Annotated in this window: 24 protein-coding genes; 10 read left to right on the plus strand and 14 right to left on the minus strand. The window is 64.6% G+C overall.

Going from position 1 to position 24,122, the window contains the following annotated elements; all coding sequences use genetic code 11:
- Positions 1 to 3: 3 nt before the first annotated feature.
- From AC0L3A_RS18105 to AC0L3A_RS18115, 3 genes are read right to left on the minus strand one after another with little or no spacing between them, the layout of a single operon-like run.
- Complete coding sequence (locus AC0L3A_RS18105; RefSeq protein WP_473254866.1) at positions 4 to 1,326, minus strand: MFS transporter; 1,323 nt, start codon at positions 1,324 to 1,326, stop codon at positions 4 to 6.
- 33 nt (positions 1,327 to 1,359) lie between these two features.
- Positions 1,360 to 2,583, minus strand: coding sequence for a cytochrome P450 (locus AC0L3A_RS18110; RefSeq protein WP_007593782.1), 1,224 nt, complete (start codon positions 2,581 to 2,583; stop codon positions 1,360 to 1,362).
- A 57-nt stretch (positions 2,584 to 2,640) separates the two neighbouring features.
- On the minus strand, positions 2,641 to 2,850 hold the full coding sequence (locus AC0L3A_RS18115; RefSeq protein ID WP_007593780.1) for a ferredoxin: 210 nt from the start codon (positions 2,848 to 2,850) through the stop codon (positions 2,641 to 2,643).
- A gap of 135 nt (positions 2,851 to 2,985) precedes the next feature.
- Here AC0L3A_RS18115 and AC0L3A_RS18120 point away from each other — a divergent pair, with 135 nt between their 5' ends.
- A complete protein-coding gene (locus AC0L3A_RS18120; RefSeq protein ID WP_007593778.1) occupies positions 2,986 to 3,633 on the plus strand; it encodes a TetR/AcrR family transcriptional regulator in 648 nt (215 codons plus the stop codon).
- On the opposite strand, the gene AC0L3A_RS18125 is transcribed toward AC0L3A_RS18120, so the two are convergent.
- The 4 genes from AC0L3A_RS18125 to AC0L3A_RS18140 all read right to left on the minus strand — a co-directional run bounded on the left by AC0L3A_RS18125 (position 3,630) and on the right by AC0L3A_RS18140 (position 7,680).
- A complete protein-coding gene (locus tag AC0L3A_RS18125; RefSeq protein ID WP_007593776.1) occupies positions 3,630 to 4,280 on the minus strand; it encodes an aspartate/glutamate racemase family protein in 651 nt (216 codons plus the stop codon). The genes AC0L3A_RS18120 and AC0L3A_RS18125 overlap by 4 nt on opposite strands.
- 148 nt (positions 4,281 to 4,428) lie before the next feature.
- Complete coding sequence (locus AC0L3A_RS18130; protein ID WP_007593774.1) at positions 4,429 to 5,442, minus strand: amino acid ABC transporter substrate-binding protein; 1,014 nt, start codon at positions 5,440 to 5,442, stop codon at positions 4,429 to 4,431.
- Between the two features lie 12 nt (positions 5,443 to 5,454).
- Positions 5,455 to 6,804: an aspartate aminotransferase family protein gene (locus AC0L3A_RS18135; protein WP_007593772.1), complete on the minus strand. Its 1,350-nt coding sequence runs from the start codon at positions 6,802 to 6,804 to the stop codon at positions 5,455 to 5,457.
- 3 nt (positions 6,805 to 6,807) lie between these two features.
- Positions 6,808 to 7,680, minus strand: coding sequence for a MurR/RpiR family transcriptional regulator (locus AC0L3A_RS18140; RefSeq protein ID WP_473254867.1), 873 nt, complete (start codon positions 7,678 to 7,680; stop codon positions 6,808 to 6,810).
- An 86-nt stretch (positions 7,681 to 7,766) separates the two neighbouring features.
- Here AC0L3A_RS18140 and AC0L3A_RS18145 point away from each other — a divergent pair, with 86 nt between their 5' ends.
- Both AC0L3A_RS18145 and AC0L3A_RS18150 read left to right on the plus strand, forming a co-directional pair.
- The gene (locus AC0L3A_RS18145) at positions 7,767 to 8,954 is read left to right on the plus strand and encodes an amino acid ABC transporter permease (protein ID WP_473254868.1); all 1,188 of its coding nucleotides are present in this window, start codon (positions 7,767 to 7,769) and stop codon (positions 8,952 to 8,954) included.
- A 2-nt stretch (positions 8,955 to 8,956) separates the two neighbouring features.
- The gene (locus tag AC0L3A_RS18150) at positions 8,957 to 10,063 is read left to right on the plus strand and encodes an amino acid ABC transporter permease (protein WP_219682666.1); all 1,107 of its coding nucleotides are present in this window, start codon (positions 8,957 to 8,959) and stop codon (positions 10,061 to 10,063) included.
- A gap of 70 nt (positions 10,064 to 10,133) precedes the next feature.
- Here the strand turns inward: AC0L3A_RS18150 and AC0L3A_RS18155 are convergent, their stop codons facing one another.
- From AC0L3A_RS18155 to AC0L3A_RS18165, 3 genes are all read right to left on the minus strand, one after another.
- Entirely contained in the window at positions 10,134 to 11,552 is a 1,419-nt protein-coding gene (locus AC0L3A_RS18155) for an amidase (RefSeq protein WP_007593759.1), read from the minus strand.
- Positions 11,553 to 11,665: 113 nt separating this feature from the next.
- On the minus strand, positions 11,666 to 12,442 hold the full coding sequence (locus AC0L3A_RS18160; RefSeq protein ID WP_007593758.1) for an SDR family oxidoreductase: 777 nt from the start codon (positions 12,440 to 12,442) through the stop codon (positions 11,666 to 11,668).
- Between the two features lie 5 nt (positions 12,443 to 12,447).
- A complete protein-coding gene (locus AC0L3A_RS18165) occupies positions 12,448 to 12,588 on the minus strand; it encodes a hypothetical protein (protein ID WP_198288235.1) in 141 nt (46 codons plus the stop codon).
- 11 nt (positions 12,589 to 12,599) lie between these two features.
- Here AC0L3A_RS18165 and AC0L3A_RS18170 point away from each other — a divergent pair, with 11 nt between their 5' ends.
- Positions 12,600 to 13,673, plus strand: a complete 1,074-nt coding sequence (locus AC0L3A_RS18170; RefSeq protein WP_007593753.1) for a tartrate dehydrogenase — start codon at positions 12,600 to 12,602, stop codon at positions 13,671 to 13,673.
- A 194-nt stretch (positions 13,674 to 13,867) separates the two neighbouring features.
- Here AC0L3A_RS18170 and AC0L3A_RS18175 read toward each other — a convergent pair whose 3' ends face one another.
- From AC0L3A_RS18175 to AC0L3A_RS18190, 4 genes are all read right to left on the minus strand, one after another.
- Complete coding sequence (locus tag AC0L3A_RS18175) at positions 13,868 to 14,941, minus strand: malate/lactate/ureidoglycolate dehydrogenase (RefSeq protein ID WP_007593751.1); 1,074 nt, start codon at positions 14,939 to 14,941, stop codon at positions 13,868 to 13,870.
- 121 nt (positions 14,942 to 15,062) lie between these two features.
- A complete protein-coding gene (locus AC0L3A_RS18180; RefSeq protein ID WP_007593749.1) occupies positions 15,063 to 15,974 on the minus strand; it encodes an NAD(P)-dependent oxidoreductase in 912 nt (303 codons plus the stop codon).
- Positions 15,975 to 15,986: 12 nt separating this feature from the next.
- The gene (locus tag AC0L3A_RS18185) at positions 15,987 to 17,237 is read right to left on the minus strand and encodes a Zn-dependent hydrolase (RefSeq protein ID WP_007593747.1); all 1,251 of its coding nucleotides are present in this window, start codon (positions 17,235 to 17,237) and stop codon (positions 15,987 to 15,989) included.
- 32 nt (positions 17,238 to 17,269) lie between these two features.
- A complete protein-coding gene (locus tag AC0L3A_RS18190; RefSeq protein WP_007593745.1) occupies positions 17,270 to 18,187 on the minus strand; it encodes a LysR family transcriptional regulator in 918 nt (305 codons plus the stop codon).
- Between the two features lie 120 nt (positions 18,188 to 18,307).
- On the opposite strand from AC0L3A_RS18190, the gene AC0L3A_RS18195 reads away from it, so the two are divergent.
- From AC0L3A_RS18195 to AC0L3A_RS18220, 6 genes are all read left to right on the plus strand, one after another.
- Positions 18,308 to 19,123 carry a putative hydro-lyase gene (locus tag AC0L3A_RS18195; RefSeq protein ID WP_007593743.1) on the plus strand — a complete coding sequence of 272 codons (816 nt, stop codon included), beginning with the start codon at positions 18,308 to 18,310 and terminating at the stop codon, positions 19,121 to 19,123.
- An 89-nt stretch (positions 19,124 to 19,212) separates the two neighbouring features.
- Positions 19,213 to 20,457, plus strand: a complete 1,245-nt coding sequence (locus tag AC0L3A_RS18200; protein WP_007593741.1) for an ABC transporter substrate-binding protein — start codon at positions 19,213 to 19,215, stop codon at positions 20,455 to 20,457.
- A gap of 152 nt (positions 20,458 to 20,609) precedes the next feature.
- On the plus strand, positions 20,610 to 21,488 hold the full coding sequence (locus AC0L3A_RS18205; RefSeq protein ID WP_007593739.1) for a branched-chain amino acid ABC transporter permease: 879 nt from the start codon (positions 20,610 to 20,612) through the stop codon (positions 21,486 to 21,488).
- Positions 21,488 to 22,471: a branched-chain amino acid ABC transporter permease gene (locus tag AC0L3A_RS18210; RefSeq protein WP_473254869.1), complete on the plus strand. Its 984-nt coding sequence runs from the start codon at positions 21,488 to 21,490 to the stop codon at positions 22,469 to 22,471. Before AC0L3A_RS18205 ends, AC0L3A_RS18210 begins: the two co-directional genes overlap by 1 nt.
- Complete coding sequence (locus AC0L3A_RS18215) at positions 22,468 to 23,199, plus strand: ABC transporter ATP-binding protein (RefSeq protein WP_007593737.1); 732 nt, start codon at positions 22,468 to 22,470, stop codon at positions 23,197 to 23,199. Before AC0L3A_RS18210 ends, AC0L3A_RS18215 begins: the two co-directional genes overlap by 4 nt.
- Positions 23,183 to 23,887 (plus strand): ABC transporter ATP-binding protein, encoded by a 705-nt coding sequence (locus AC0L3A_RS18220; RefSeq protein ID WP_007593731.1) that lies wholly within the window; start codon positions 23,183 to 23,185, stop codon positions 23,885 to 23,887. Before AC0L3A_RS18215 ends, AC0L3A_RS18220 begins: the two co-directional genes overlap by 17 nt.
- Positions 23,888 to 24,122: the final 235 nt, after the last annotated feature.

Below are 24,122 nucleotides of genomic sequence, written 5' to 3' on the forward strand. Positions count from 1 at the left end.
CGGCTACTCGTGGCGATGCATCGCGGAGGCGTGCTTGGTGTCGCGCATGGTGGAATAGATGATCAGTGACAGGCAGATGACGCCGGCGAGATAGTAGTAGAACCACTCCTCATGCCCGATGCTCTTGAAATAGAGCGCGATCGCGGGCGCCGTGCCGCCGAACATCGAGACGGTGATCGCATAGGGCAGGCCGACGCCGAGGGCGCGGACATTGGTCGGGAACAGCTCGGCCTTCACTACGGCGTTGATCGAGGTGTATCCGGCGACGAACAGCCAGGCCCCGCAGATCAGGATGAACGCGATGAAGGGCGACTTGGTCTCCTTCAGCGTCATCAGCAGCGGCACGGTTGCGAGCGTGCCGGCGACGCCGAAGGAGATCAGCAGCGGTTTGCGGCCGATCTTGTCGGAGATGGCGCCATAGATCGGCTGTAGGATGGTTGCGAAGATCAGCGTGCCGAAGATCACGAAAGTGGTCTGGTCCTCGGTCAGCCCCACCGAAAGCTTGACGAAGGTCTGCATGTAAGTGGTGAAGGTGTAGAACGCGGCGGTGCCGCCGGCGGTCAGGCCGACCACGAGCAAAAGCTCGCGCGGATACTTCAGCAGGTTCGTGATCGAGCCGGTCGGCTTCACCACCTTCTTGGCCTCTTCAAACGCTTCAGTCTCGTGCAGATTGCGCCGCATCACTGCAGCAAAGATCGCGAGCGCAGCACCGATCGCGAACGGGATGCGCCAGCCCCAGGCTCTCAGTTCCTCCGGCGTGAGGAAGATTTTTTGCAGAAGCAGCAGCACGATGATCGCGGTGAGCTGGCCGCCGATCAGGGTGACGTATTGAAAGCTCGAATAGAAGCCGCGGTGCTTGGGGTCGGCGACCTCGCTGAGATAGGTGGCGCTGGCGCCGTATTCGCCGCCGAGACTCAAGCCTTCGATGACGCGGGCGAGCGCCAGGATCACCGGCGCGGCGAAGCCGATCGTGGCGTAGGTCGGCGTCAACGCGATGATCAGGGAGCCGAAGCACATGAAGACGACCGACAGCGTCAGCGAGATGCGCCGCCCGTAATGATCGGCGATATAGCCGAACAGCCAGCCGCCCAACGGCCGCATCAGGAATGTCGCCGCGAATACGACGGCGACATTCAATTGTTGGACGACAGGATCGTTGCCGGGAAAGAAGGCGGGAGCGAAATAGAGCGCGAACGCGGTATAGGCGTAGAAGTCGTACCACTCGACGAGATTGCCGATCGAGCCGATGAAGATCGCCTTGATCCGGCGCTTGGCGTCGGCGACGTCAATATGGTCGGAAGCCGGTCGGGTTATTTGCTCAGTCACGTCCGGCCTCTCGGTATTGCTCTTTGGAGAGGTCTACATCGCCTTTCCAAGCAAAAATGGCAACTGGCGGGGGCCTCTGACGGTTCCCTGTGACCAGGTCACCGTGCCTGCCGGATCGAGGGCGAAGTCCGGAATTCGCTTCAGCCATTCCTCCAGCGCAACCTGCATCTCCATGCGCGCAAGGTTCGAGCCGACGCAGCGGTGGATGCCGAGGCCGAACGCGGCGTGGCGGTTCTCGCGGCGATCAATCACGACCTTGTCAGCATCCGGAAACATTTTCGGGTCACGGTTGGCGGCCGGGAAGGACAGCAGCACCATGTTGCCCGGCTTGACCGGGCAGCCTGAGACCGTTGTCTCCTTGACCACTTCGCGCGCCATCGTCACCGGCGAATAGGCCCGCAGCAGCTCTTCCACCGCGGTCGGGACCAGCCCGGGCTCGGCGACCAGGCGCTCGCGGTCGGCGGGCGTCCGGGCGAGGTGCCAGAGCGAGGAGCCGATCGCGCTCCAGGTGGTGTCGATGCCGGCAATCAGGAGCAGGCGCAACGAGCCCAGCACATGCGAATCCTCGAGCGGATTGCCGTCCTTGTCCCTGGCATTCATCAGGTAGGAAATAAGATCGTCGGTCGGCTTGGTCTTGCGCGCCTCGATGTGGGCGCTGAAATAGACGGTCATCTCCTGCACGGCCTGGAGCAGCGTGTTTTCATCCTTGATGCCAAGTTCCAGGATCATGTGGATCCAGCGGATGAAGAGATCGCTGTCTGTCTCGGGGATGCCGAGCATGTGTGCGATCGCGCGAACCGGAATGTGCTTGGTGTAGCGCTCTGCCGCGTCCAGTCGGTCTTCCGTGATGAAACCGTCGATCAACTCGTTGCAGATCGCGCGCACCCGCGGCTCCAGCTTCTTCATCGCGTCCGGCGTGAACGGCGGCAGCAGCAATTGCTTGGCTGGCTTGTGCACCGGCGGATCGGACGTGATCGGCGGGGCGGAGTTTCTGCTGGTGATCTCCGGTCGAACGTCACGGACGATGATGCGGCGTGAGGAGAAATGCTCACTGTCATTGGCGATCTCGCGCACCGCTTCATAGGTCGTCGGCAGGTAGCAGCCGAGGAAGCGCTCGGTATGCACGACCGGGCTTGCGGCGCGCAGCTCGTCCCAGATCGGGAAGGGATCTTCCGTCCATTGCGGATCGGTGTGGTCGAAATCATGGACCCAGTCGGTCACGGGCGGATGGGCGGCGGGCTGGCTGATGTCGGACATCTCGAAATCCCTTGGGGCTCGTGGTCGCGGAAGGCACGCGGGCAGAGGCGGGACGCGCTACTCCTCGATCACGTCGATCGCGATTTCCGGACAATTGGATTTGGCAAGCCAGGCCTTGTCTTCGAGGCCGGGTGGGACCGTGCCGTCGCCGGCCTCGTGGGCGTTGCCGTATTCGTCGAGCTCGAACAGCTCCGGCGCCAGCGCGTTGCAGCGCGCGTGCCCCTGGCATCTGTCGGGATCGACGTGAACCCTCAGTCGCTCTGTCATGGCGGCTTCCTCGGTCGTGTGCGCTCCAGCCCGAAGGCGGCGCGCGCTCCCATTTGCGTTTTTGTTCAAGTTATAGGCTATTACATTCGCGGCAGGCTTCCCCTGTCAAGCGCAAACTTATAGGCTCTGCGCAACATGCGTTCACAACTTGCCCGCAAGCCCGAGAATACCTACCACCACGGCGATCTCCGCGACGCCTTGATCAAGGCCGCGCTGCGCGAAGCCGAGCAGGGCGGGACGGAGGCGATCAGCATCAAGGCGCTGGCAAAGCAGCTGGGTGTCTCGCAGCCGGCGCCCTACCGGCATTTCGCCGATCGCGAGGCGCTGCTTGCGGCGGTGACGGCGGAGGCGTTCCGGCAGCTCAGCGCGCTTCTGCGTGCGGCGATGGCAAAGCCGTCGAAGCGATCGAAGCTGTCGCTGCTGGCGCAGGCGACGCTGGATTTCGGCTTACGCCGCAATGGCATCTACCGCTTGATGTTCGCTTCGCGCACGGTGTCGTGTGCGGCGAAAGGCAGCGAGCTGCACGAAGCGACACGCGAAACGTTTGCGCTCGTGATCGAGGCACTGGAAGCTCCGGCAGTCGATTACCTGCGCGAGCGGCAGGCGCTCAAGATCTGGGCGGCGCTGCATGGCGTGGTGATGCTGGCCGAGCAGGGGCTGTTCACCGGCGAGGCGGCCCATGCCACGCGCGAGGACCTTGTCGAGGATTTTGTCAGCGAAACGAAGGCCGCGCTTGCGGCGGCGATCAAGGGCGCGCGACGCCGGAAAAAGGCCGGCGCTTAAGCCTTCGCCGCCAACAGCTTCATCAGCTTCTCGACGGCGCTGTCAGGCGTGGTCACGACAGGGCGACCGGTAGCTTCTGCAACGAGGGGCGCAGTTGCCGCGATGCTGAACTGCGCGAGCGCGACGACGTCGCAATCGCGCAAATCATGTGAGGATTCCACGATCAGCCGGTCATGCGTAGCGCGGTCGCCACGGTCGAGTGCGGCCAGCGCGCCTTCGGCAAGTTTGGGCACGACCTGGACAGAGGCAGGAAACTCCGGCGGCATCGAGGCCAGCGTCGGCGCGAAGGTCGAGAGCAGGCCGATACGCCGGCCCATCGTCACTGCCCGCTCGATCATGGCTTCGTTCGGCTTGAGCACCGGCATCGGCGCATGCGCGCGCGCAACCGCCTCGATGCAGGGACCGAAGGCCGAGCAGGTGAACAGGATCGCATCCGCGCCTGTCGCCGCGGCGTAGCGACCGAGCACAAGAAAGCGTTCGGTCATGGCATCATTGAGCTTGCCCTCACGCGCCAGATCCGCCGACAGGCTGTCGTCGAGCAGGTTCATCAGCCGCGCTTCCGGCCACGCCTTCGCGAACGCAGCTTCGATCGGGGCGATGGAATGCTTGAGGGCGTGGATCAGGGCGATGCGAAGGGACGTCGGCATTGAACGTTACTACCTGGTAGATCTCGTGCCCCGGACGCGGCGCAATGCGGAGTATTGCGCCGCAGAGCCGGGGCCCATTGTGGCCGCTGGGTCCCGGCTCTGCGCAGCAGCGTTGCACGCTGCAGCGCGTCCGGGACACGAGAGGCGTTTACTTGAACGGCACCGCGTACATCAAGCCGCCCTTGCTCCAGAGGCCGTTGAGGCCGCGCTCGAGCTTGAGCGGGCTCGCCTTGCCGACATTGCGCTCGTAGATCTCGCCGTAATTGCCGGTGGCCTTGATGGCCGTGACCAGCCATTTGTTGTCGAGCCCGAGCCGGGAGCCGAGATCGCCGGAGGCACCGAGCAGGCGTTGGATCGCGGGCGTCTGCGACTTCGCCATCTCGTCGACATTGCCTTGTGTGACGCCAAGCTCTTCGGCCTCGATCAAGCCGTAATGCAGCCAGGTGATGATGTCGCTCCAGACTTCATCGCCATTGCGGGTGAAGGGGCCGAGCGGCTCCTTGCTGATGGTCTGCGGCAGCACGACGTAGTCGGCCGGGTTCGGCGCCGCGGTCGTCACGGCGCCTGCGAGCGCGGAAGCGTCTTGGGTCATGGCATCGCAACGGCCGCCGAAGAAGGTCTGGTACATGGTGTCGACGCGGTCGAACACCAGCGGCTTCCAGTCGATGCCGTTGGCGCGGCCGTAATCGCCGAGCGTGACCTCATGCGTGGTGCCCTGCGCGACGCAGACGGTGGCGCCCTTGAGGTCCTTGATCTCCTTCACGCCGAGGTCTTTCTTCACCACAAAGCCCTGACCGTCGTAGAAGTTGATTGGGCCTTGCCGCAGGCCCAGCGTGACGCCGCGCAGATAGGTCTGCGTCGAGTTGCGGTAGAGCACGTCGATCTCGCCGGACTGGAGCGCGGTGAAGCGGTTCTGCGCGGTCAGCGAGACGTAACGCACCTTGCTGGCATCGCCGAGCACGCCGGCGGCGAGCGCGCGGCAATAATCGACATCGAGACCCTTGTAATTGCCTTGCGAGTCCGGCGCGGAGAAGCCGGCAAAACCGGCGCTGACGCCGCATATCAGCGTGCCGCGGCCCTTCACAGTGTCGAGCGTCGCCGCCGATGCGACCACGGTCGATGCCGCGAGCACGCCGGCTATGATAACCACTTTCCTCATCATGTTATTCTCCCCTCAGTGATTGACACGACGCAATACGTTGTCGACAGCCGTGCCGAGCTTGTCGACGATCAGATCGATCTCGTCAGCCGAAACGATATAGGGTGGCGCCAACAGCACGTGGTCGCCACGGACGCCGTCCACGGTGCCGCCGCCGGGATAGCAGCCGAGGCCGTCGGCGAGGGCCTCCGCCTTGATCTTCTGGTTCAGCTTCAGCGCGGGATCGAACGAGGTCCGGCTGCCGCGATCGGCGACAAGCTCGATCGCCCAGAACAGGCCGCGGCCCCTGATGTCGCCGATATGGCGGTGGTTACCGAAACGCTCGGTGAGCCGCTGCTCGAGCTGCTTGCCGCGCTCCTTGACCCGGTCGAGCAAGCCGTCCTCGCGGATCACGTCCTGCACCGCGAGCGCGGCAGCGCAGGCGAGGGGATGCGCCAGATAGGTGTGGCCGTGCAGGAAGGCGCCCGAGCCGGCGCGAATGGCGTCGATGATCTTGCCACTGGTGAGCATTGCACCGATCGGCTGGTAGCCGCCGCCGAGGCCCTTGGCGATCGCCTGGATGTCGGGTGCCACGCCTTCCTGCTCCCATGCATGCGTGGTGCCGGTGCGGCCCATGCCGCACATGACCTCGTCGAGGATGAGCAGGGCACCGTGTCGGTCGCAGATCTCGCGGACCGCCCTGTAATAACCGTCCGGCGCGGTCACGGCACCTGCGGTGGCGCCGACGACGGGCTCTGCGAGGAACGCGGCGACCGTATTGGGACCGAGGCGCTGAAACTCGGCTTCGAGTTCGGCCGCAAGCCGGGCGACGAATTGCGCATCGGATTCGCCATCGTGCTTCTCGTGATAGGCGAAGGCCGGGGTCACGTGGCTGAAGGCGTCGGAGAGCAGCGGCGCATAAGGCGCACGCCGCCAGGCATTGCCGCCGGCAGCCAGCGCGCCGAGCGTATTGCCGTGATAGCTCTGGCGCCGGGCGATGAAATGCTGCCGCTGCGGCTCGCCGCGCTCGATGAAATATTGCCGGGCGATCTTGATGCTGGCTTCGACCGCTTCCGACCCGCCGCTGACGAAATAGGCGTAGGCGAGGCCGCCGGGCTCATGGCCGACCAGCCTCTCGGCCAGCGCCTCGGCCGGCTCGGACGAGAAGAACGCCGTGTGGGCGTACGCCAGTGTCGAGGCCTGCTTCGTCAGCGCCGCGATGACGCGTGGATGCTGGTGGCCAAGGCAAGAGACCGCCGCGCCGCCGGAGGCATCGATCACGCGGCGTCCGTCCTCGGCAAAGAGATAGACGCCTTCGCCGCCGATTGCCTTGGGCGGCGTTTCGCGCAGCGAGCGATGCAGCACGCGGCTGGTGCGAGCGGCCATGGGTCAACCTTTCTCTGATACGTAAGTTGAAGCCGCGGCCAGCCGCGCCTCGGTATTCTCCAGGCGCTTCTTCGCGGCCGTGCCGCCGAGCGAGAACGTCACGGCCGCGAGCGATTGGGCGATCGCAATGGCGCCGGTCAGGCTCGGGAAAAAGCCGGGAGAGGAAGCCGCTTCGAACAGCAGCACGTGGTCGGCGCCTTCAGCCATCGGCGCCGAAGAGCTATCGGCGATCGCGATCAGGGCCGCGCCGGCACGATAGGCGGCCTGCGCGACCCGGACACTGGCATGTGTGTAGGGCATGAAGCCGATGACGATGACAGCTTCGCCGGGCCGGAATGCGCCGAGGTCGAGATCGTCGGGGCCGGCCGCGCCGACGAGTTGCACCTGTTCGGGACGAAACAGCCGGAGCTCGTAATTCAGCAGTTCCGCGACGCTGCGGCAGCTTCGGTAGCCGGTGATCCAGATCCGCTTGGCGTCGTGGAGCGCGCGCGCCGCCTCGGCAATCGGCTGGGCCGGGATGCGCGGAAGGCCGGCGGCCTCGGCCTCGAGCTTGTCGGTGACGAGCGCGACATCGGCGTTCGGGCCGTGGCGGCGGCTCCTGGCGCGGCCGGAGAAGGGCGCGATCTGCGAGGGGCGCCGCGCCTCCGTCAACGCCGCGCGCAATTCATCCCAGCCCGAATAACCGATCGCTTTGGCAAGCCGCGTGAACGCGGCGGGATCGGCGCCGGCAACCGCCGCGAGATCGCGCATCGAACGCGTGGTGGCGTCGTAATCGTTGGCCGCGACGAAACGCCCGACCTCCTGCAACCGCATCGGAAGCGATGGCAATGCAATGCGCAGTTCGCTCAGCGGCGAGGATTTCGCGGGCTCGGCCATGAAACATTTGTTGCACAAAGTGGAGTTTGGTGCAACACTTGACGTACGCCGCCGGAAATCGTCGTCTTGAGAAGGATTTTTGTGCTGTGACGTCAGACGCTCCGAGACCGCCGCCGCGCCGCCGCTTCTTTGGCGCTTTCGGACAACGCGAGCTGAAAGGCCTGTTCTGGCAGGCCCTGGTGGTCGGGATCGCAGTCGCGGTCATCGCCTTTCTCTGGTCCAACACGGTCACCAATCTCTCCGCGCGCCGCATTACGACCGGTTTTGCCTTCCTCGGCCGTGAGGCCGGCATGCCCATCTCCGACAGCCTGCTCGCCTACAATCCGAGAGACTCATATCTCTGGGCCTTCGTCGTCGGCATCGCCAACACCCTGCGCGTTGCCGTGATCGGAATCGTGCTTGCAACCATCCTGGGCACGGTGATCGGCATCTCGCGGCTGTCGGTCAATTGGCTGCTGTCGCGGCTCGCCGCAGTGTATGTCGAAACGCTCCGCGACATCCCGCTGCTGCTCCAGCTCCTGTTCTGGTACGTGCTGATGCAGGCGCTGCCGGCAGCGCGCGCGGCATGGCGGCCGATCGAGGGCGTGTTCCTGTCCAATCGCGGGTTGATCCTGCCGGCGATTCCGATCGGGACGCCGCAGCTTTGCGTGCTCGGCGCGGCAGTGTTCGGGCTTGTCGTGTTCTACGTCATCCGGCGGCGGCTCATCGCGCAGCAAATGCGCGACGGCAAGCCGCGGCCGTCCTGGCCTTTTGGACTCGGCTTGCTTGTTGTGCTGCCTGCGGCGGTGTCCGTGCTTCTCGGCGTGTCCTGGACGATCGAATGGCCGGAGCTGCGCGGCTTCAACTTCGTCGGCGGGCTGACGCTCGCGCCGGAATATTTCGCGTTGCTGATCGCGCTCGTCACCTACACCTCGGCCTTCATCGCCGAGATCGTGCGCAGCGGCATCCAGTCGGTGCCGCGCGGCCAGTGGGATGCCGCCAATGCGCTGGGACTGCGCCGGAGCTTCATGCTGCGGCAGATCATCCTGCCACAGGCGCTACGCGTCATCGTGCCCCCAATGACGAGCCAGTACCTCAACCTGACCAAGAACTCCTCGCTCGCGGTGGCGATCGGCTATCAGGACGTGGTCTCGATCGCCAACACGACGTTGAACCAGACCGGGCAGGCGATCGAGGCCATTGCGTTGATCATGGCGGTGTTTCTCACCATCAGCCTCGGCATCAGCTTCTTCATGAACTGGTACAATTCGCGCATCGCGCTGGTGGAGCGCTGACCATGACGGCGATCGCCGACATTCCGGAAGTACCGCGCGCCGCCCGCCGCCCGCAGATCGGCAATCCGGTGCTGCGCTGGCTGCGCACCAATTTGTTCTCGTCTATCCCGAACGGCATTCTCTCGGTCGTGTTGCTGGCAGTGCTCGCAAAGGGCCTCTTTAGCTTCGCGCAGTGGGGCATCGCCAATGCGGTCTGGCTCACCCCGGCGAACGATTCCAGCGCCTGCCGCGCGGTACGCGGCGTCGGTGCATGCTGGGCGATCATCCCCGAGAAATACCGCTTCATCCTGTTTGGCACCTATCCGTTCGACGAGCAGTGGCGGCCGGCGCTGGCGGTGCTGCTGTTCATCGCCCTGTTCTATCTCTCCACCCGCCGCGCCTTATGGCGGCGCGAGCTGGCCTATCTCTGGATCGCCGCTCTCGCGCTGATCAGCATGCTGATGTGGGGCGGCATACTCGGCCTGTCGTTCGTCTCGCAGGACCGTTGGGGCGGCCTCCCGGTGACGCTGATCCTGGCGACCTTTGGTCTGGCTTTCGGCTTCCCGCTCGGCATCCTGGTCGCACTCGGCCGGCGCTCAAAACTGCCGGCGATCCGCTCGCTCAGCGTGCTCTATGTCGAGCTGATCCGCGGCGTGCCGCTGGTCAGTCTGCTGTTCATGGCGAGCGTGATGTTTCCGCTGTTCATGCCGAACGGATTCAACATCGACAAGCTCCTGCGCGCGCAGGTCGCGATCATCCTGTTCGCGGGCGCTTACCTGGCCGAAGTCATTCGCGGCGGCCTCCAGGCCGTGCCCCGCGGGCAATACGAGGCCGCCGATGCGCTCGGGTTGTCATACTGGCGCAAGAACCGGCTGATCGTCCTGCCGCAGGCGATCCGTCACGTCATCCCGCCGCTGGTCAACACCTTCATCGCGTTCTTCAAGGACACCAGCCTGGTCCTGATCATCGGTATCTTCGACCTGCTGACGACGGCCAAGACCGCGATCATCGATCCGGCGTGGCAGCAATTCTCCGTCGAAGTCTACATCTTCGTCGCCGGGATCTATTTTGTCTTCTGCTTCGCGATGTCGCGGTATAGCCGGAGCCTGGAGGCGGCAAGCGAAAGGTGAGTATCTCTCTTGTCCCGGACAAGGTGCTACGCGAAACGCTGCGCCGCATCCGGGGCACGAGAGCGGAGACCTAGTTCTTCACCCGCGGATCAATTGGCGTCGTGCCACGCACGCCCAAGATATCCTCCAGCGTCTTCGCGCCGGCGATCACCTGCGCATCAGCGCGCGGAGCCCCGACGACCTGCAGTCCGACCGGCAGGCCCGACGCCGTGAAGCCGCAGGGCAGCGAAAGCGCGGGACAGCAGGCGAGCGTGATCGCATAGACGATGCCGAGCCACTCGACGTAATTGTCGAACTTCTTGCCGGCGCATTCGGCGACATAGCGGTGCTCGATCGGGAAGGGCGGCACGATGGTGGTCGGTACCAGCAGCAGATCGTAGCTCTTGAAGAACTCGACCGCACGCGCGGTCATGCCGACGCGCTGCGCCTCGGCGCGTTCGAGTTGCTCGATCGTAAGCTTGAGGCCTTCCTCGATGTTCCAGATCACTTCGGGCTTGAGCAGGTCGCGCTTGGTGCGCAGCAGCTGTGCCTTGCTGATCGCGAAGTCGAACGCGCGCAGCACGTGGAAGCACTCATGCGCCTCGCGCCAGTCCGGATGTGCCTCCTCGACGATGACGCCGGCTTCGGCAAAGCGTTCCGCCGCCTTTCGCGTGATTGCTTTGACTTCGGGATCGACCGGCGTGATACCGAGGTCTGGCGAGTAGGCGATGCGCTTCGGTTTGCTGCCTGACTGCGCCGCCGAGAGAAACGAGGTCAACGGCGCCGGCAGCGACAGCGGATCGGCGGCATAGTCGCCGCTCATGGCGTCGAGCAGCAGCGCGAGATCCTCGACGTTGCGTGCCATCGGACCGACGACGCCGAGATTACGATCGATGGCTGATTTTGGAGTATGCGCGACCCGGCCGATGCTCGGCCGCATCCCCACGACGCCGCAGAAAGCTGCCGGACTGCGCAGACTGCCGCCCATGTCCGAGCCCTGCGCGAGCCAGGCCATGCCGGTCGCGAGCGCAGCGGCCGCGCCGCCTGACGAGCCGGCTGCCGACTTGGACGTATCCCAGGGATTGAGCGTTGCGCCGAACACCTCGTTGAAGGTGTTGGCGCCCGCACCGAATTCCGGCGTGTTGGATTTGGCGTAGACGACCGCGCCGTTACCTTCGAGGTTCTCCACCATGAGGTCGGACTGTTTGGGCACATTGTCCTTGAAGATCGGCGAGCCCTGGGTGTTCAGCACGCCAGCAACGTCGGTCAGATCCTTGATCGGCACCGGCAGGCCTGCGAGTAATCCGCGCGCACCGGCCGGCTTCCGCATCAGCGCCTTTGCGCTATCCCGCGCGCGATCGAAGCACAGCGTCGGCAGCGCGTTGACCTTGCCGTCGACTTCGCCGATACGCTTCTCCAGCACATCCAACAGTTCCAGCGGCGAGACGTCGCCGGACCGCAGCTTGTCGACGACGGTGCAGGCGGTTTCGCGGATCAACTCTTGAGACAACTATTTTACTCCTGTACTTGTTCAAGCGTCATTGCGAGCGCAGCGAAGCAATCCAGTCTGTCAAGGCGGAAAGATTCTGGATTGCTTCGCTGCGCTCGCAATGACGAGATTAATCAACCCCAGCCCGCGCTGATGCCGCCGTCCACCGTGTAGATCACGCCGGACGTGTAGCCCGCGCGATCCGACGCCAGGAACGCCATCAGGTCGCCGATCTCGCGCGCATGCGCAGGCCTGCCGAGCGGCAGGCTCTTCTGGAATTCCTTGTAGCGGCTCTCGTCGCCGAACTGGTGCTTTGCCCGGGTCTTCAGCAGGGTGACGTGACGATCGGTGCCGACAGGGCCGGGATTGATGCCGACCACGCGGATGTTGTCGGCGAGGCTCTTGCCCCCGAGCGCGCGGGTGAAGGCCATCAGGGCGGCATTGCCGGCGCTGCCGCAAATGTAGTTGGCGTCGAATTTCTCGCCGGCGGCGCCGATGTCGTTGACGATCACGCCGCCGCCCTTCGCCTTCATCTGCGGATAGATCATGCGCGTGAGGTTGATGTAGCCGAACACTTTCAATTCCCAGGCGTGCCGCCAGGTCGCCTCGTCGATCTTGTCGATGGAGCCGCCGGGAATGTCGCCGGCATTGTTGACGAGCACGTCGATGTCGGCGGCTTCCTTGGCGAGCCGCGTCAAATCCTCGCTCTTGCGCAAATCGACGATGCTCGTGGCGGCATCGATCTGGTGCGCCGAGCGCAAGCGCTCGGCCAGAGCCTTGAGCTGATCGCCGTTGCGGGCGGCGAGGAGGAGATGGCAGCCTTCCTCGGCAAAGGCCTCGGCGGCAGCTGCGCCGATGCCCTTGGACGCGCCCGTGATCAGGACGCGCTTGCCACGCAGATGCAGATCCATGGGAGTCACTCGCAGGAGAGGAACGGGAATAAAATCAGTAGGCGGTCGGCCGCGCCATGGTCAACATTGCAGTGCAGCGTTGCACTGCCGCCGCGTTTGGTCCATTGCAGTGCGGTCAAAAAGGCGGCGGCTGCCGGAGCAATCAAGGACGTTCTCGATGAGCAAGAAACAATACCGGATCGCGGTCATTCCTGGCGACGGCATCGGCAAGGAAGTGATGCCGGAGGGTCTGCGCGTTCTGGAGACCGCGGCGAAGAGGCACGGGGTGTCCCTTCATTTCGATCATTTCGACTTCTCGTCCTGGGACTATTACGAGAAGCACGGCCAGATGATGCCGGACGACTGGAAGGACAAGATCGGCAAGCATGACGCGATCTATTTCGGCGCGGTCGGCTGGCCGGCCAAGATTCCGGATCACGTCTCGCTGTGGGGCTCGCTGATCAAGTTTCGCCGCGAGTTCGATCAGTATGTGAATCTGCGCCCGGTACGGCTGATGCCGGGCGTGCCGTCGCCGCTGGCCAACCGCAAGCCCGGCGACATTGATTTCTGGGTGGTGCGCGAGAACACCGAAGGCGAATATTCCTCCGTCGGCGGCCGCATGTTCCCGGACACCGACCGTGAGTTCGTGACGCAGCAGACGGTGATGACCCGCATCGGCGTCGATCGCATCCTGAAGTTCGCGTTTGAACTCGCGCAGTCGCGGCCGAAGAAGCACCTGACGTCGGCGACCAAGTCGAACGGCATCTCCATCACCATGCCCTATTGGGACGAGCGCGTGGAGGCGATGGCGAAGAAGTTTCCGGGCGTGAAGTGGGACAAGTACCACATCGATATTTTGACGGCGAATTTCGTGCTGCACCCGGATTGGTTCGACGTCGTGGTCGGCTCCAATTTGTTCGGCGACATCCTGTCCGATCTCGGCCCGGCCTGCACCGGCACCATCGGCATCGCGCCATCAGGCAACATCAACCCCGAGGGCAATTTCCCGTCGGTGTTCGAGCCGGTGCACGGCTCGGCGCCCGACATCGCGGGGCAGGGCATCGCCAATCCGATCGGCGCAATCTGGTCCGGCGCGATGATGCTCGAACATCTCGGCGAGAAGGAAGCCGGCAAGTCGATCGTCGATGCGATCGAGCGCACGCTGGCCGAGCGCACGCTCCGCACCAAGGACCTCGGCGGCAACGCCGACACCACGGCTTGCGGCAAGGCGGTCGCGGACATGGTGGATTAGAGCGCTCCTGTCCCTCCCCCCTTGTGGGGGAGGGTGGCTTCGATGCGAAGCATCGAAGACGGGTGAGGGGTTGTCTCCGCGGAGACAGACCTCTCAATTGTGCATTTCTCTTCGTGGAGAGAGACCCCTCATCCGGCGCTTCGCGCCACCTTCTCCCACAAGGGGAGAAGGGAAGAGCCGCGTGCTCTGTCTCACTACCCCGCGATCTTCTCGATCGCCGCCTGATCCAGCCCAAACGTTTTCCCAGCCAGCAAAATATCCCGCCAGGTGGTCGGATCGACCGGGATGCCTTCCGCGAGCCGCTTCTTCTTCGTCTCGCGCTCGGGCTCGCCGGCGATCTTCACCTTGTCGACGCCGGGGGCCGGCGGTGAGCCCGTGTGCCACGCGACGAAGCTCTCGACTTCGCGCGCGAGATTCTCCGCGGTGCCGAGCTTGGCCGGATCGATGATGATCGAGAGCATGCCATTGAGGACGTTGTACTTGCCATCGGACGGGCCCTTGACCACCTGACCGCCGGAGAGCGCGCCGCCGAGGATTTCGCACACCAGCGCGAGTCCCGAACCCTTGTGCTCGCCGAACGGCAGGATGGCGCCGTACGGCGGGATCACGGTGTAGCGCGGGTTGGTGGTCGGCTTGCCCTCGTTATCGATGATGGTGCCGGGCTCGAGCTCGACGCCCTTGTTGTGGGCGACGCGGGTCTTGCCCTGCGCGATCCTGCTGGTGGCGAAGTCGAGCACGATGGGGTCCTTGCCCGCGCGCGGGATGCCGACGCAGAACGGGTTGGTGCCGTGGCGCCCATCGCTGCCGCCCCAGGGCGCCACGATCGGGCGCGAGATCACGTTGACGAAGTGAATCGAGACCAGTCCGTGGTCGATGCACTGCTCGGCCCAGTGGCCGATGCGGCCGATGTGATGTGAATTCGAGAGGCCGACGAGACACACGCCGTTGCGCTTGGCGCGCTCGGCTGCGAGCTCCATCGCTTCATGGCCGATGACCTGCCCGTAGCCGGTGAGGCCGTCGAGCGTGAGCAGCGGACCGGTGTCGAGCACGACCTTGACGTGCCGGTTCACGGCGAGGCCGCCCGTGGTGACGCTCTGGACATAGCGCGGGATCATGCCGACGCCGTGCGAGTCGTGTCCCTTGAGGTTGGCCTCGACCAGATTGGTGGACACGAGCTCGGCCTCGCGGTCCGTGGAGCCGCCGGCCTTGACGATGGCACTGATGGCTTCGATGAGCGGCTGTGCCTTGATGGTGCGATAGTCGGCCATTGTTGGCGCTCTTATCCCTTTCCAAGATTGCGGTGCGTAGGGTGGGTTAGGCGAAGCCGTAACCCACCTCTTCTGTCTTCGCGAACGTCGAGGGTGGTGGGTTACGCTTCGCTAACCCACCCTACGTTTTCACGATCCGGCGGCAGTGCTCCCACGCCGCATAAATGAGGTTCTCGCTCGCCTCCGGGGTCCGGAACGCCGAATGCGCCGACAACGTTACGTTCGGCAGCTTGGTCAGCGGATGATCGCCGGGCAATGGCTCGATGTTGAAGACGTCGAGGCCGGCATGGCGGATGTGGCCCGACTTCAGCGCATCGATCATGGCGGCCTCGTCGACGACGGCGGCGCGGGCGGTGTTGATGAGGATGACGCCCGGCTTCATCTTCGCGATCATCTCGCGGGTGATCATGCCGCGCGTCTCGTCGTTGAGCAGCAGATGCAGCGATACGACGTCTGCTCTCGCCAACACCGAATCGAGATCGACGAATTCCACGCCCGGATAGCTCTTCGGCGAGCGGTTCCAGGCGATCACCTTCATGCCGCTGCCCGAGGCAATGCGCGCGACCTCCGCGGCAATACCGCCGAAGCCGATCAGGCCGAGCGTCTTGCCCGTGAGCTGCATGCCGTCTTCGCGCAGCCAGTTTCCGCCGCGCATCTCGCGGTCCATCATCGCGATGACGCGGGCCGAAGCCCACATCAGCGCGATCGCGCATTCCGCCACCGCCGTGTCGCCATAGCCCTTGATCAGGTGCACGGAGATGCCGAGCTCAGCGAGCTCCTCCGGGTTCATGTAGCTGCGCGCGCCGGTGCCGAGGAACACGACATGCTTCAGCCCCGCGCACTTCTTTGCGACATCGGTCGGCAGCGCGGTGTGGTCGACGATCGCGATCTCGGCGCCGTCGAGGATCTCGGGATATTGCTCGGGCTTGATGTCGGGATCCCTGTGGATCCGCACCTTGGGATCGCCCGGTTGCTCCAGCCGCTCCAAGATCACGGCGAGGGCTTCATTGGCGTCGACGAAAACTCCGCGCATGATTCTCTCCGGTCAGGATGCGACGCCGGCGATCGCCAGCACCGTGTGCATGAGGACGTTGGTGCCCGCGGCGCAATCGGGCTGCGTAGCGTCTTCCAGCTCGTTGTGGCTGATGCCGTCCTTGCAGGGCACGAACACCATTGCGGCGGGCATGATTGTGTTGAGATTGCAGGCGTCGTGGCCGGCGCCGGAGGTAATGCGGCGAGAGGAGTAGCCGAGCGTCTTCGCCGCGTTTTCCACCGCTGCAATGAGCTTCGGATCGAAATGCGTCGGCGGCTTGCGCCAGACCAGGTCGATCTTCACCTCGACCTTGCGGCGTGCGGCGATCTCGGCAATCGCGCTACGAAGATCGCGATCGAGCGCATCCATGATCGCGTCATCCGCGCTGCGGCAATCCATGGTGAAGGCGATCTCGCCGGGAATGACGTTGCGTGAAGGGTTTGCGATCACGGCCTCGCCGATGGTGCCGACTGCCTTCGGCCCGTGCTTCCTCGCAATGGCTTCCATCGCCAGCACGATCTCGGACAGCGTCGCCAGCGCATCGCGCCGCAGCGGCATCGGTGTCGATCCGGCATGACTCTCGAAGCCGGAAATCTTGCCGTCGTACCAGAGCACGCCCTGGCCGGAATCGACCACACCGATGGTCTTGCCTTCGGCCTCCAGGATCGGGCCCTGCTCGATGTGCAGCTCGACGAAGCAGCCGAGCTTCTGGAACCCGACCGGCTTGTCGCCGCGATAGCCGATGCCGTCGAGCGCCTGGCCGACGGTGGTGCCATCGGCGTCCTTGCGCGACAGGATGTCGTCGGTGGTGAAGTCGCCGACATAGGCGGCGGAGGCCATCATCGCGGGAGCGAAGCGTGAGCCCTCTTCGTTGGTCCAGTTGACGACGCAGATCGGCGCTTCGGTTTCGATTCCGGCATCGTTCAGCGTGCGGATCACTTCGAGCGCACCGAGCGTTCCCAGAATGCCGTCATATTTGCCGCCGGTGGGCTGGGTGTCGAGATGCGAGCCGATGCCGACGGGCAGCTTCGACATGTCGCGACCCTTGCGCAGGCCGAATTGCGAGCCGAGCGCATCGGTGTGCACCTCTAGGCCAGCGTCCTCGCAGGCCTTGCGGAACCAGTCGCGCACCAGCTTGTCCTCCGCGCTCAGCGTCAGCCGCCGCACGCCGCCCTTGGCCGTCGCGCCGAACTGCGCGGTCTCGTGGATGGAGCCCCAGAGGCGGGCGGAATCGATTTGCAAATTGGTGGCGGCTCGGCTCATGCGGTCAGTCTCTCAATTGTCCGGCGCCTGTTTCAATGACGCGCCGGCGCGGGCGCGTCAACTGCGAGGCTGCTCTGCGCAATCTGACATGCAAGCTCTGCGACCCGCTCCACCGCCACGACGTCGGGCGAGGCGAGCCAGCTCGCGGTGAATGTCAGCGGCGCGATTTTGAGATCGGTGTCGAGCAGTTGCAGTCGCCCGTCTGCGAGCTCGCTCTCGACGATGGCGTCGGGGATCACGGCGATGCCGAGACCCTCGACCGCCATGTGGATGACGGTCGCAAGCGAGGCGGAGGCGTGCAGCCGGATCGGCGGCAGCTCCGGCCGGTCGAACACTTCGCGCACGACTTCGTAGGGCCGCGTCTTCCGCGGAAACGTGATGATCGGAAACCGCGCCAGCTCGGCCCGCGTGACCGGTCCATGGCCAAGGCCGAGCGAGGGGCTGGCGAGAAAGCCGATCGGATAGTCGGCGAGGACGCGATTGTGCACCCCGGAGGCAGAGAGCGGCCCCACCACGAAAGCGAGCTCGATCTCCTGCGCAAGCAGGCGCGCGGTCAGGTTCGGCGTGATGTCGACCTCGATCTCCAGCGACAGGTTCGGATAGACCTCGTTCATGCTCTTCACCAGCCGCGGCAGCCAGGTGTGCACGATGGTCTCGGCGACGCCGAGCCGCATCACGCCGCGCATCGCCGAGCGGTCGCCGATCTCGGCGATCATCGCGGCGCGCAGGCCGATCAGCTTCTCCGCATAGACCATCATCTGCCGGCCGCTCGGCGTCGGCGAGGCCACGCGGTGGTCGCGGTTCAACAGCTTCACCCCCATCTCGCGCTCGAGCTGGGCGATGCGCTGCGAGATCGCCGGCTGGGTCGTGTTGAGGCGTGCTGCGGCGCCGCGAAAGCTGCCGAGCTTCACAACCCAGAGAAACGTCTCGATCGATCTGAAGTCCAGCATTGGAAGGATTTTCCCGTCCGATAAATGAAATTTATCGATATTGATTAGAAAGGAAGATTAGACTTTATAGCACGCGTGGTGTTGGCTTGTCTTTGTCGAGTTTATAGGCAGGTCGATCTCATGACTGTTTTGGTGGCAGTGCAGCAAACTGAAACGCCCGACACCCTCCCGAGCCGCAAGGCGCGGCTCGCCTACCGCGAGGGGCTGGTCGCCTCCACCGCCGGCGTTGCCCCCGGCTTCGTCCAGGGCAATCTGGCGATCCTGCCGGCGGAATATGCCGGCGCCTTCCACCGCTTCTGCCAGCTCAATCCCAAGCCGTGTCCGATCATCGGCATGTCCGACGTCGGCAGTCCGCACATCCCGGCGCTCGGCGCGGATCTCGACATCCGCACCGACGTGCCGCGCTATCGAGTCTGGCGCGACGGCGAGGTCGTGGACGAGCCGACCGATGTGACAAAGCACTGGCGCGACGATCTCGTGACCTTCGTGCTCGGCTGCTCCTTCTCGTTCGAAGAGGCGCTGCTCGACGAGGGCATGCCGATCCGCCACATCGAGCACAATGTGCGCGTGCCGATGTATCGCACCAACATCGCCTGCGGCGAGTCCGGTCCCTTCGCCGGTCCCATGGTGGTGTCGATGCGTCCGTTCAAGCCGGCGGATGCGATCCGCGCGGTGCAGATCACCTCGCGCTATCCGGCCGTGCACGGCGCGCCCGTGCATCTCGGCCATCCGCATCTGATCGGCATCAAGGACATCGCCAAGCCCGATTACGGCGATCCGGTCCCGGTTGCAGACGACGAGATCCCGGTGTTCTGGGCGTGCGGCGTGACGCCGCAGTCGGTCATCAATGCTGCCAGGCTGCCGTTCGCGATCACGCATTCGCCGGGCCTGATGCTGGTGACGGATCTCAAGAACAGGACCATGGCCGTGATTTAGTGGGCAGCGTTTGCTGCTTCTTCGAGCTTTACCGCACCCATCAATCGCTTCATTCGATCAGCCGAAATTCAGTAACAGGGGACTTTGCCATGACGATCACTCGCCGCGACGTATTGTTGGGAGCCACCGCTACGGCCGCGCTCGTGCCGCTGGCAGCGCGCGCACAGACTTCGGAAGTCGTGATCGGCGTGATCTATCCGTTCTCCGGCGGCAGCGCGCAGCAGGGCGTCGATGCGCAGAAGGCCTATGAGACCGCGCTCGAGGTCATCAACAAGGCCACGGATTTCGACCTGCCGCTGGCCAAGGGCGAAGGCCTGCCGGGCCTCGGCGGCGCAAAAGTCCGCCTCGTGTTCGCCGACCATCAGGCCGATCCGCAGAAGGGCCGTGCCGAAGCCGAGCGCCTGATCACGCAGGAGAAGGTCTGCGCCATCATCGGCACCTATCAGAGCGCGGTCGCCGTCACGGTCAGCCAGATCTGCGAGCGCTACCAGATCCCGTTCGTCTCGGCCGACAATTCCTCACCCAGCCTGCATCGCCGCGGCCTGAAATATTACTTCCGCGCCTCCCCGCACGACGAGATGTACTCGGCCGCGATGTTCGACTTCTTCGATGCCTTGAAGAAGAAGGGCACCAAGATCGAGACGCTGTCGCTGTTCCACGAAGACACTATCTTCGGCACCGATTCCGCCAATGCCCAGGCCAAGATCGCCGGCGAGCGCGGCTACAAGATCGTCGCGGACATCAAGTATCGCGCCAACTCGCCCTCGCTTTCGGCCGAGGTGCAGCAGCTCAAGAGCGCCAACGCCGACGTGCTGATGCCGTCGAGCTACACCACCGACGGCATCCTGCTGGTGAAGACCATGGCCGAGCTCGGTTACAAGCCGAACGCGATCGTGGCGCAGGACGCCGGCTTCTCCGAGAAGGCGCTCTATGACGCCGTCGGCGACAAGCTCGAAGGCGTGATCTCGCGCGGCACCTTCTCGCTCGATCTCGCGCAGAAGCGCCCGATGGTCGGCAAGATCAACGAGATGTTCAAGACGCGGTCGGGCAAGGATTTCAACGATCTCACCTCGCGTCAGTTCATGGGCCTGATCATCCTCGCCGACGCCATCAGCCGCGCCAAGTCGACGGACGGCGAGAAGATCCGCGACGCGCTCGCCGCCACCGACATCCCGGGCGAGCAGACCATCATGCCCTGGAAGCGCGTCAAGTTCGACGAGATGGGCCAGAACAACGACGCCGACCCGGTGCTGCTGCAATATGTCGGCGGCAAGTTCGTCACCATCTTCCCGCCGCAGGCCGCGATCGCCGAGGCGATCTGGCCGATGAAGTAAGACACGGCGGGCGGGAGCACAGATCGTAGCTCCCGCCCTCATCCTGAGGAGCGGGCGCAGCCCGCGTCTCGAAGGACGAGGGCTGGGCCATCCTTCGAGACGCGCGCGGTGCGCGCTCCTCAGGATGAGGACGTAGTTGGGGGGACAGACTTTTGACAGCCCAAACCATTATCCAAAGTCTCGCGAGCGGCCTCCTCATGGGCCTGCTCTACGGACTGATCGCCGTCGGCCTCGCGCTGATCTTCGGCCTGATGGACGTCGTGAACTTCGCCCATGGCGAGTTCTTGATGATCGCGATGTATGTGAGCTTCTTCCTGTTCACGTTTTTCGCCATCGACCCCTTGCTGTCGGCGCCGCTGGTGGCCGCTGCCCTGTTCGTATTCGGAGCGGTGGTCTATTTGTTGATCGTACGCTTCGCCATGCGGGCCAAGGCCAATGCGGGCATGGTGCAGATCTTCTCCACCTTCGGCCTCGCCATCGTGATGCGCGGCCTCGCGCAGTTCTTCTTCACGCCGGATTATCGCAGCGTTCCGCATTCCTGGCTCGGCGGCAAGACGATCTCGATCGCCGGCGTCTTCCTGCCGGAGCCGCAGCTCATGGGTGCGCTGGTTGCGATCCTGGCCTTCGCCGGGCTCTACTTCTTCATCCATCGCACCGATTTCGGGCGCGCGCTGGAGGCCACCCGTGAAGATCCCGGGGCGGTGGCTCTCGTCGGCATCGACAAGAACCGCGTGTTCGCGCTCGGCTGGGGGCTTGGTGCCGCGCTGGTCGGCCTCGCCGGAGCGATCATGGCAAGCTTCTTCTATATCTACCCCGACGTCGGCGCGTCCTTTGCGCTGATCGCCTACGTCACGGTCGCGCTCGGCGGCTTCGGCAGCGTGTTCGGCGCTTTCGCCGGCGGGATCATCGTCGGCCTCGTCGAGGCCACCACCGCGCTGGTGCTGCCACCCTCGCTGAAATCGGTCGGCATTTACGCCGTCTACCTGCTGGTCGTCTTCATCCGGCCGCGCGGCCTGTTCGGATCGATGTGATGGACAAGGATTTTGCCGCGCGGCGCCGCCGCGACCTCATCATCGCCGCGGTGCTGACCGCCCTGGCGGCGCTCGCTCCCCTGTTCATCAAGGACGTCTACGTCCAGAACATCCTGATCCTGACTTTGATGTATGCGGCGCTCTCGCAGAGCTGGAATATTCTCTCCGGCTATTGCGGACAGATCTCGCTGGGACATGCGCTCTATTTCGGCATCGGCGCCTACACCACCGAGCTGCTGTTCACCAAGTTCGGCGTGCTGCCATGGTTCGGCATGCTCGCCGGCGGCGCAGTCGCGGCCGCAATCGCGATGGGGCTCGGCTATCCCTTCTTCCGCCTGCGCGGCCATTATTTCGTGATCGCGACCATCGTCATCGCCGAGATCGGCTTGCTGCTGTTCCAGAATTGGGAATGGGCGGGGGCCGCGATGGGGATCACCATTCCGGTGCGCGGCGACAGCTGGTTGAAATTCCAGTTCATGCGCAGCAAGCTGCCATACTTCTATTTCGCACTTGTGCTGTGCTGCCTCGCCTGGTTCGTCACCTGGTGGCTGGAGGACTCCAAATGGGGCTTCTGGTGGCGCGCGGTGAAGGACAATCCGGAAGCGGCCGAGAGCCTCGGCGTCGTCGTGTTCAACTCCAAGATGGGCGCGGCTGCCGTCTCCGCTTTCCTCGTTGCCATCGGCGGCGCCTTCTATGCGCAGTTTCTCGCCTATATCGATCCTGAAAGCGTCATGGGGTTCCAGTTCTCGCTGCTGATGGCGCTGCCGGCCGTGCTTGGCGGCATCGGCACCCTCTGGGGGCCCGTGTTAGGGGCGGCGATCCTGATCCCGATGACGGAGCTGACGCGCTCCTATATCGGCGGATCCGGCCGCGGCGTCGACCTCATCGTCTACGGCACGCTAATCGTGCTGATTTCGCTCGCCCTGCCGCAGGGTCTGGTGAGCCTGTTCTCTCGTGCGAAGCGGAAGGGAGCCACGCGATGACCCCACTGCTTGAAACCCGCGGCGTCTGGCAGCGTTTCGGCGGCCTCGTCGCCAACAGCGACGTTTCGATTTCGGTCGGCCGCGGCGAGATCGTCGGTCTGATCGGCCCGAATGGTGCCGGCAAGTCCACGCTATTCAATCTCATCGCCGGGGTGCTGCCGCCGACGCAAGGCTCGATCTGGTTCGACGGCGAGGATGTCACCAGCATGCCGGCCGCCGAGCGCTGCCAGCGCGGCGTCGGGCGCACCTTCCAGGTCGTCAAGAGCTTCGAGACCATGACCGTTATCGACAACGTCATCGTCGGCGCTCTCGTGCGCAACACCGTGATGCGCGAGGCACGCCGCAAGGCGCATGAGGTGCTCGAATTCACCGGCCTTGCCGCGCGCGCCAACGTGCTCGCGAGCGACCTCGTGCCGGCCGAAAAGCGCCGCCTCGAAGTCGCGCGCGCGCTTGCGACGGAACCAAAACTTCTGCTGCTGGACGAAGTCCTCACCGGCCTGACGCCGACTGAGGCGCAGACCGGTGTGGCGCTGGTGCGCAAGGTGCGTGACGCCGGCATCACCGTGCTGATGGTCGAGCACGTCATGGAGATCGTGATGCCGCTGGTCGACCGCGCCATCGTGCTCGACCTCGGCAAGGTGCTGGTCGAGGGCAAGCCCACTGAAATCGTCCGCGATCCCAAGGTGATCAGCGCATATCTGGGAGATCGTCATGCTGTCGGTGCGTGAAGTCACGACCGCCTATCAGGGCCTGGTCGCGATCTCCGCGGTCTCGATCGAGGTCCAGAAGGGCGAGATCGTCTGCGTCGCCGGCGCCAACGGCGCGGGCAAGTCGACACTGCTGAAATCCATCGCCGGTGCCGAGCGCCCGCGCTCGGGCACGGTGACGTTCGATGGCAAGCGCCTCGACGGCATGGCGCAGCACCACATCACCGCCACCGGCATCGCCTACGTGCCGGAGAACCGCCGACTGTTTCCGCGCCTCTCCGTGCGAGACAATCTGCGCCTCGGCAGCTATCTCTACCGCGGCGAGGCCGACCGCGAGAGTCCGCTCGATCTCGTGTTCCAACTGTTTCCGCGTCTCTCCGAGCGCCTGGAGCAGCGCGCCGAGACGCTCAGCGGCGGCGAGCAGCAGATGCTCGCCATCGGCCGCGCGCTGATGACGCGCCCGCGGCTGTTGATGCTGGACGAGCCCTCGCAGGGCATCATGCCGAAGCTGGTCGACGAGATCTTCCAGGCCGTGAAACGCATCCGCGACGCCGGCATGACCGTCTTGATCGTCGAGCAGCGCATGGCGGAATGCCTGGAAATCGCAGACCGCGCTTACATCCTGCAAACCGGCCGCGTGCTAATGCAGGGCGCGGCAAGCGAGATCAAAGGCAATCCCGACGTGCGCAAGGCGTATCTGGGGCTGTAGCTACAGGCACACTGCCGTAGCCCGGATGAGCGAAGCGATATCCGGGGCAAGCGTTCCCGCATGTCGCTGCGCTCATACGGGCTACGATTGCGGGGGCTGTAGCGCCAACCGTCATTGCGAGCGCAGCGAAGCAATCCAGAAATGCATCCGTGGAAAAGACAGGTTTTTTTTTGGGGGGGGGCGGAGAGAGGGGTTTTAGGCCCCCCCCATTACCGGGGGCGCCGCGCGGAGGGCC

Source organism: Bradyrhizobium sp. MI1.3, from assembly GCF_055811695.1.

Coding starts and splice junctions, on each gene's coding strand:
- AC0L3A_RS18110 (WP_007593782.1), bottom strand. CDS start 2,583: ATGTCCGACATCAGCCAGCCCGCCGCCCATCCGCCCGTGACCGACTGG.
- AC0L3A_RS18115 (WP_007593780.1), bottom strand. CDS start 2,850: ATGACAGAGCGACTGAGGGTTCACGTCGATCCCGACAGATGCCAGGGG.
- AC0L3A_RS18120 (WP_007593778.1), top strand. CDS start 2,986: ATGCGTTCACAACTTGCCCGCAAGCCCGAGAATACCTACCACCACGGC.
- AC0L3A_RS18125 (WP_007593776.1), bottom strand. CDS start 4,280: ATGCCGACGTCCCTTCGCATCGCCCTGATCCACGCCCTCAAGCATTCC.
- AC0L3A_RS18130 (WP_007593774.1), bottom strand. CDS start 5,442: ATGATGAGGAAAGTGGTTATCATAGCCGGCGTGCTCGCGGCATCGACC.
- AC0L3A_RS18135 (WP_007593772.1), bottom strand. CDS start 6,804: ATGGCCGCTCGCACCAGCCGCGTGCTGCATCGCTCGCTGCGCGAAACG.
- AC0L3A_RS18140 (WP_473254867.1), bottom strand. CDS start 7,680: ATGGCCGAGCCCGCGAAATCCTCGCCGCTGAGCGAACTGCGCATTGCA.
- AC0L3A_RS18150 (WP_219682666.1), top strand. CDS start 8,957: ATGACGGCGATCGCCGACATTCCGGAAGTACCGCGCGCCGCCCGCCGC.
- AC0L3A_RS18160 (WP_007593758.1), bottom strand. CDS start 12,442: ATGGATCTGCATCTGCGTGGCAAGCGCGTCCTGATCACGGGCGCGTCC.
- AC0L3A_RS18170 (WP_007593753.1), top strand. CDS start 12,600: ATGAGCAAGAAACAATACCGGATCGCGGTCATTCCTGGCGACGGCATC.
- AC0L3A_RS18175 (WP_007593751.1), bottom strand. CDS start 14,941: ATGGCCGACTATCGCACCATCAAGGCACAGCCGCTCATCGAAGCCATC.
- AC0L3A_RS18180 (WP_007593749.1), bottom strand. CDS start 15,974: ATGCGCGGAGTTTTCGTCGACGCCAATGAAGCCCTCGCCGTGATCTTG.
- AC0L3A_RS18185 (WP_007593747.1), bottom strand. CDS start 17,237: ATGAGCCGAGCCGCCACCAATTTGCAAATCGATTCCGCCCGCCTCTGG.
- AC0L3A_RS18190 (WP_007593745.1), bottom strand. CDS start 18,187: ATGCTGGACTTCAGATCGATCGAGACGTTTCTCTGGGTTGTGAAGCTC.
- AC0L3A_RS18195 (WP_007593743.1), top strand. CDS start 18,308: ATGACTGTTTTGGTGGCAGTGCAGCAAACTGAAACGCCCGACACCCTC.
- AC0L3A_RS18200 (WP_007593741.1), top strand. CDS start 19,213: ATGACGATCACTCGCCGCGACGTATTGTTGGGAGCCACCGCTACGGCC.
- AC0L3A_RS18210 (WP_473254869.1), top strand. CDS start 21,488: ATGGACAAGGATTTTGCCGCGCGGCGCCGCCGCGACCTCATCATCGCC.
- AC0L3A_RS18215 (WP_007593737.1), top strand. CDS start 22,468: ATGACCCCACTGCTTGAAACCCGCGGCGTCTGGCAGCGTTTCGGCGGC.
- AC0L3A_RS18220 (WP_007593731.1), top strand. CDS start 23,183: ATGCTGTCGGTGCGTGAAGTCACGACCGCCTATCAGGGCCTGGTCGCG.